The organism is Caulobacter sp. B11, from assembly GCF_002737765.1.
Taxonomy (GTDB): domain Bacteria; phylum Pseudomonadota; class Alphaproteobacteria; order Caulobacterales; family Caulobacteraceae; genus Caulobacter.
Window position 1 is genome coordinate 1 of the sequence record NZ_PEGG01000218.1, and the last position, 5,584, is coordinate 5,584.

Annotated in this window: 7 protein-coding genes and 1 pseudogene; 1 reads left to right on the forward strand and 7 read right to left on the reverse strand. The window is 72.7% G+C overall.

Annotation, left to right across the window (positions count from 1 at the left end; translation table 11 throughout):
* Window positions 1-49: 49 nt before the first annotated feature.
* Genes CSW58_RS16240 through CSW58_RS09480 form a run of 5 tightly spaced genes read right to left on the reverse strand, consistent with a single transcriptional unit; the run spans window position 50 to window position 4,031 of the window.
* A complete protein-coding gene (locus CSW58_RS16240; protein ID WP_369825143.1) occupies window positions 50-175 on the reverse strand; it encodes a hypothetical protein in 126 nt (41 codons plus the stop codon).
* Window positions 176-194: 19 nt separating this feature from the next.
* On the reverse strand, window positions 195-2,306 hold the full coding sequence (locus CSW58_RS09465) for a glycoside hydrolase TIM-barrel-like domain-containing protein (RefSeq protein ID WP_369825144.1): 2,112 nt from the start codon (window positions 2,304-2,306) through the stop codon (window positions 195-197).
* A complete protein-coding gene (locus CSW58_RS09470; RefSeq protein WP_099447110.1) occupies window positions 2,294-2,755 on the reverse strand; it encodes an NlpC/P60 family protein in 462 nt (153 codons plus the stop codon). Before CSW58_RS09470 ends, CSW58_RS09465 begins: the two co-directional genes overlap by 13 nt.
* Entirely contained in the window at window positions 2,752-3,402 is a 651-nt protein-coding gene (locus CSW58_RS09475) for a DUF2163 domain-containing protein (RefSeq protein ID WP_099447111.1), read from the reverse strand. Before CSW58_RS09475 ends, CSW58_RS09470 begins: the two co-directional genes overlap by 4 nt.
* Window positions 3,402-4,031 (reverse strand): DUF2460 domain-containing protein, encoded by a 630-nt coding sequence (locus tag CSW58_RS09480; protein WP_099447112.1) that lies wholly within the window; start codon window positions 4,029-4,031, stop codon window positions 3,402-3,404. The genes CSW58_RS09475 and CSW58_RS09480 overlap by 1 nt, the downstream gene beginning before the upstream one ends.
* Window positions 4,032-4,148: 117 nt before the next feature.
* Here CSW58_RS09480 and CSW58_RS09485 point away from each other — a divergent pair, with 117 nt between their 5' ends.
* Window positions 4,149-4,595 carry a DUF805 domain-containing protein gene (locus CSW58_RS09485; RefSeq protein WP_099447113.1) on the forward strand — a complete coding sequence of 149 codons (447 nt, stop codon included), beginning with the start codon at window positions 4,149-4,151 and terminating at the stop codon, window positions 4,593-4,595.
* A gap of 69 nt (window positions 4,596-4,664) precedes the next feature.
* Here the strand turns inward: CSW58_RS09485 and CSW58_RS09490 are convergent, their stop codons facing one another.
* Window positions 4,665-5,072: a hypothetical protein gene (locus CSW58_RS09490; RefSeq protein WP_143755149.1), complete on the reverse strand. Its 408-nt coding sequence runs from the start codon at window positions 5,070-5,072 to the stop codon at window positions 4,665-4,667.
* 19 nt (window positions 5,073-5,091) lie between these two features.
* Window positions 5,092-5,584, reverse strand: a pseudogene (locus CSW58_RS09495) (phage tail tape measure C-terminal domain-containing protein); the annotation flags it as partial.

Sequence of the window (5,584 nt, forward strand, 5' to 3'; positions counted from 1 at the left end):
CGCCGCCTCGCCCGGCGTCAGGGCGACCCGGCCCGCTCGGCCAGGGCCATCACAAGCTGGCCCAGGGGCGCGCCCCGGCGCGGCCGTTGAGCCAGTGGCCCAGGGTCCAGTTGGACCGTCGGCCCCACACCCCGGCCCGGGCCGGGAAGTCGGGAAACGGTCGCGCGTCCAGCACCAGGCGCTGGCCGAAGCGATCATCGGGCCGCCATAGAGCGGCGAGACGGCATTGAGGTCCGGGTCGGCGACCATGGCCAGCACCGCCTCCAGGACCGGCGCTGGGCGAACTCGTCGCGGCTCGTCGCGGTCGAGAACGGCGGCAGGGCGCTCTCGGCGCTTTTGGCGTCGATGAACAGGTTGGGCGCATTGGCCCCCTTGTCGATCGCGCCGCAACCGAACTCGACCAGGCGGATCGGCTTGGAGCGGGGGATCCAGCCGGTGGAGGTTGCCGACCGCACCCCGCCGGGCCGGTCATGATGCGGCTGGCTCCACCAGGCCAGCAGGTCCTTGGGGCGATAGATCCACGGCTCGCCATGGGCCCCATCGGTGATGGGGCTGCGCGTCTGGTCCAGACGGTCGGCGTCGCTGGCGTAGAACCAGTCGAAACCCTCGCCGCCGCGCAGGTTGGCGGCCAGATAGGCCGGGTCGTGCGGCCCGCCGAACCCCGCCGCCGCGTCCAGATGATCCTCGCCCTCGCGCCAGTCGGCCAGGGGCGGATAGAAGTCGATGCCGACGAAATCGATGGCCGGATCGCTCCACAGCGGATCGAGGTGGAAGATCACGTCGCCCGATCCGTCGTCCGGCTGGAAGCCGGAATATTCGCTCCAGTCGGCGGCGTAGCCCAGGGCGGTCTCGGGACCCAGCATGGTCCGCACGTCGCCGGCCAGGGCCCGCAGCGCCGCCACCGCCGGAAAGCCGCCGGCCGCGTCGCGCACCGGGGTCAGGCCGCGCAGCTCCGAGCCGAGGATGAAGCCGTCGACCCCGCCGGCCAGCTGGGCCAGGCGGGCATGGTGCAGAACCATGCGACGCAGTCCCCAGTCGCTGGGGCCGCTATAGGTCGGCAGGCCGTCCGCCTCGCCGAACTGGTCCGGCGTCGCCGCGCCGAAGAAGGCCGCGACCTGGGCCGTCGCCGCCGCCGTGCCGTCGACGCTGCCCGGCCGCCCGGCCCGGGGAAAACAGACGATCCGGCCGCGCCAGGGATAGGCGGCCTGCGAGCCCCGGCCGTGCGGATTGGGCAGGCCGTTGGCGGGTGGAATGTCCATCAGGATGAAAGGATACAGCGTCACCCTCAGCCCGCGCCGCTTCAGCTCGGCGATGGCCTGCAGCACGCTGGCGTCGGAGGGCGTGCCGCCATAGGCCGGGCCGCCGTCATGGACCGAGACCACCGCCGCCCCGGCCCGCTCGAGCCCGGACACTCGCCACTGCAGCGGAATCGTCGCCTTGGCCGCCTGTTCCACCGCCGGCCGGATCTGGCAGTCGCCGCAGCGCAGGTCGGTCCCGAACCACGACACCACCAGCGTCACCTCGGTGACCCCCGGAAGTTGCGCCTGCAGCTGGTCCAGCGACACCAGCAGGTCGGCGCGGCCCTCGGCGGTGTTGAGGTTCTCGGTCTTGGTGCGGGTCAGACCGTCGCGGCGCAGCACCACGTCGGTGGCGTAGACCTGCTCGCCCGCCCCGGGGATCAGGCACACCCCGGTCAGGCGATCCTCCAGCCCCGGGGCCGCCCCGGCCGGGCGCGGACGGCGCCAGACCTCGAACGACAGCTGCGGCGGGCGGTTGCCGAAGGCGTCCAGCGGCAGGTCCTCAAACACCACATAGGCCGTGCCGCGATAGGCGGGCGCCTGGCCCTCGACCGCGACGATCAGCGGGTCGGGGCCCTGGTCCGCGTCGCCGCGATGCACCCGCAGCGTCAGGCCCGACAGGTCCAGAAGCTTGCCGTCGGCCCAGACCCGTCCCACCCCGTCGATCGGCCCCTCGCACAGGGCCAGGGCGAAGGACAGGCTGTAGGCCTGGGCGACGGTGCGGGCCCCCTTGCTGCCCCCCACCCGGCCCTCGACCCGCCGCTCGCGAAACCGCGCCGCCCAGATCACCTGACCAGCCACCCGGGCCCGGCCGAACAGGCAGGCCATGGGCGCACCCTCGGCCGCCCCGGTCAGGCGCAGCTCGCTCAGGCGCGGCCCCACCTGCCGGGCCGGGGTCAGGGCGTTGATCGCCGCCCGATCGAGGGCCGCGCCCAGAGTGGCGCCGATCGCTCCGCCGACCGGCCCGCCCAGGGCCGCGCCGACGCTGGACAGGATCACCTGGGCCATGGGGACTCCTTGATGGATCCCTCTCCCCTTGCGGGAGAAGGAAATTTGTAAGCCGCCGCCAGCCGCTCGCGCCACCAGCGGCCCAGCCAGCTTTCGACGCAGGCCCGGCCCCAATAGGCGTGGACGATGCGGTCGGGGGCGACCTGGATCGCGCAGTGCCTGGCCGCCGCGCCGGGGGCCATGCGGAACACCAGCACGTCGCCGGGGCCGGCCTGCGCCAGCGGCACGGCGACCAGCCAGCGCCCGAAGGCCTCCAGCAGCGGCTCGTGATCGCTCAGCTCGGCCCAGTCGGGGCGATAGGGCGGCGGCGGTTCAGGCTCGGGGCCGTACAGCGTCCGCCACACCCCGCGCACCAGGCCCAGGCAGTCGCAGCCGACGCCCTTGAGGCTGGCCTGATGGCGATAGGGGGTGCCCAGCCAGGTCAGGGCTTCCGAGACGATCGGGGTCACCGCCGCCCGCCGTCGTGACGTTCGCCCTCGACCGGATAGAGGGTCAGGAAATCCTCACCGATCAGGCTGGGAAAACCGCGAAAGTTCAGGCTGTTGGCGAAGCTGTCTCGGCAAGTGCTCCAGCGCTTGTCGCAGGTCGCGCCGGGATGGGCCGAGGCGTCGACCCCGCAGCGCCCGTCGCCGAACGCCGCGTCGCACAGCCGGCCATAGGTGCGGCCGACCACCGTCTCCAGCCCCGCCAGGGGGCCCTCGATCTCGAGCGTGACCGCCCCGCCCGTCTGGCGGACCCGGGCGACGCGGCCGCGCCACAGGACCGTCCGCAGGGCCGGATCGGTCCAGTCCAGACGCCAGCAGGCGACCTGGGCGCCGTCATAGAGGCCGGCGGCCAGGTCGACCTCCGTCAGGGCCGCGGCGTCCAGGCCGCCCAGGGCCGTGGCCTGGCCGGGGGCGAAGCCGGCCGCCGCCTCGACCGCCCCGGCCGTCCAGCCGGCGTTGGCGCGACAGGTCACCCCGTCCAGGCTCAGGTCGCGGTCGTGATCGGTGAAGCCCAAGCGCTCGCCGTCGGCGCGGGTCAGGATCCAGGCGTGGCAGAGGCCGGCCGCGCCGCTTTCAAGGCGGTCGGCCAACCCGGGCGGGACGGCGCGCATCAGACCCGCACCTCGACCAGGGCGCAGGCCCCGATCCGCGCGGCGTCGAAGCCTTCATGGGTGATGTCGATGCGGTCGGTGTCGAAGCGCACGGGGGTGTCGAATTCAAAGCCGGCGGTCACCATCGCCCCGGCGGCGGGCGGGGTCGCCAGGATCACCCGGCCGGTGGCGGTCTCGAGGCTGAAGGCGGCCGGGGCCAGCGTCACGCCGCCGACCGCCAGGACCACCGAGCCGGCCACCGGCTTGGCGATGGTCCGGCTGACCGCCGTCTCGCCCGATCCATAGGTCTTGAGCAGCTGGAACAGGGTCCGCGTTCCGTCGCCCACCCCCAGCGCCTGGTCGTCGGCCAGGGGGGCGCGCGACGGCGGACCGGAGCGGCAATCGGCCGGATCGCGAAACCGGAACCCGTACAGGCGGCCGCGCCGCGCCTCGAAGAAGGCCACCAGGGCGGCGGCGTCGTCCAGCGGCCGGGCGGCGGTGGCGATCAGATAGCGCCGCCGGCCGTGGGCCCAGGGACTGGCCCGCTGCTCGAAGCCCGAGGCCAGGGTGACGACCTCGGTGCGCCGCTCGACCCCTCCGGTGCAGCCGAACGCCAGGCGCGCCGGCAGGCGGACCTCGTGAAAGCTCATGGGAACCTCGTGGATTGGGAGAGGCGCCCCGGGTTAAACCCCCGTCATGACGCCGTTTTCACTTAACGGGCGAGCGGCCGCGCCATAATCTCGCCTCAGGATTTGGAGGGCTGTTGGATGGACTGGAAGTCGCTGTTTTTCACCGCCGAGGGCCGTATCGGCCGTCAGGCGTTCTGGATCGCCTGGCTGTCGCTGCTGGGCGTCAATGTCGTTCTGGGCTGGGTGCCGTTCCTGCCGCTGCTGGCCCTGTTCTGCATGGTCTGCATCTATACCAAGCGCCTGCACGACATGGGCCAGACCGGCTGGCTGCAGCTGATCCCGCTGCTGTTCGGCCCGGTGCTGCTGATCGGCTCGATCACCCTGCTGGTCATGGGTTCGGCCTTCGCCTCGCTGGGCGACGGCGATCCCGACATCGTGGCCCTGTTCGGGGTCGGCGGCGTGATCCTGAGCCTGATCACCGGCTTCCTGGTCACGGTCGGCTTCACCCTGTGGGTCGGCTGCGCCGCCACCCAGCCGGGCGAGAACCGCTTCGGCCCCGAGCCGGTGACGGCGGTGCTGGTCTAGGGGGATAAAGGCGGCCTTGAATGGGCCCAGCCGTTAGATCCGCAGAAAGAAACGCCCCGTCCTGCAGCGTCAGGACGGGGCGTTTTCGCCTTTCGGCGCGCGGACGATGCAAGCCATGGCCGCCAGCGGCGCGCCGAACACACAGACAGCCAGACCGGCCATCACAGCGTAGGTCAGGATGTCGGTGGTGCTAGGCCCGCCCGGCGCGAACCGATCCAACAGCGCCCAAAGCGCTATATAAGCTGCGGGCGCGAAGCAGCCGATCGCCAGGACAACGCCCCGGACGCGGCGTCCGGGCTGGCTCATCACCATGATGGACAGCGCCAAGCCGGCCAGGGTCACCAACCATCCCCCCAGAAACACATAGACCATGAAGCTCACCAAAGCCGCGTCGGTGAAGAAAATCCCGCTGCCTGTCATCTTGCCTCGCACCAAATGCTCCAGCGCATCTGATGGCGGAAAACGGGAGTCGCGCAATGGTGATGGGCTTGCCCCCCTACAACCCCCTGGCCCCGAGGCTGACCGCCCGGGCCAGGGCCTGGGCCAGCTGGGCGTCGGAGCGGGCCAGGGCGGCGACGTCGCCGCCCTGCACCTGGATCGTCAGATGGATCCCGCCGCTCGCCCCGGCGGGTTCGATCGTCCCCGCCCCGGCCGGACGAAACAGCTCCGGGCCGCGCTCGCCGACAAGATAGGTCCCGCCGGCGCTGACCGGACCGCCCTCGGCCCGGGTTCCGGCGAAGGTTGATTTCAGCACCGCGCCGAGCGCTTCGCCAGACCCCCGCCCGGGGCGCCCGCCGCCGCATTGACCGCCGCGATCACCGCCTGGGCCAGCTCGGCCAGGCTGATCTTGCCGTCGGCGGCGGCCCGGGAAAGCGACCGGGCCAGGCTGGTCCCGGCGCTGGCGAAGGCCGCGTCAATGGCCCGGGCCGCGTCCTGGGCCGGTTCGCGCAGGGCCGCCAGGGCCGCCGCCGCCTCGCTGGCCCGGGCCG

What these genes read in the sequence shown, in the direction of transcription:
- CSW58_RS09465 (WP_369825144.1), bottom strand. Translation starts at nt 2,306, where the DNA reads ATGGCCCAGGTGATCCTGTCCAGCGTCGGCGCGGCCCTGGGCGGGCCG.
- CSW58_RS09480 (WP_099447112.1), bottom strand. Translation starts at nt 4,031, where the DNA reads ATGAGCTTTCACGAGGTCCGCCTGCCGGCGCGCCTGGCGTTCGGCTGC.
- CSW58_RS09485 (WP_099447113.1), top strand. Translation starts at nt 4,149, where the DNA reads ATGGACTGGAAGTCGCTGTTTTTCACCGCCGAGGGCCGTATCGGCCGT.
- CSW58_RS09475 (WP_099447111.1), bottom strand. Translation starts at nt 3,402, where the DNA reads ATGCGCGCCGTCCCGCCCGGGTTGGCCGACCGCCTTGAAAGCGGCGCG.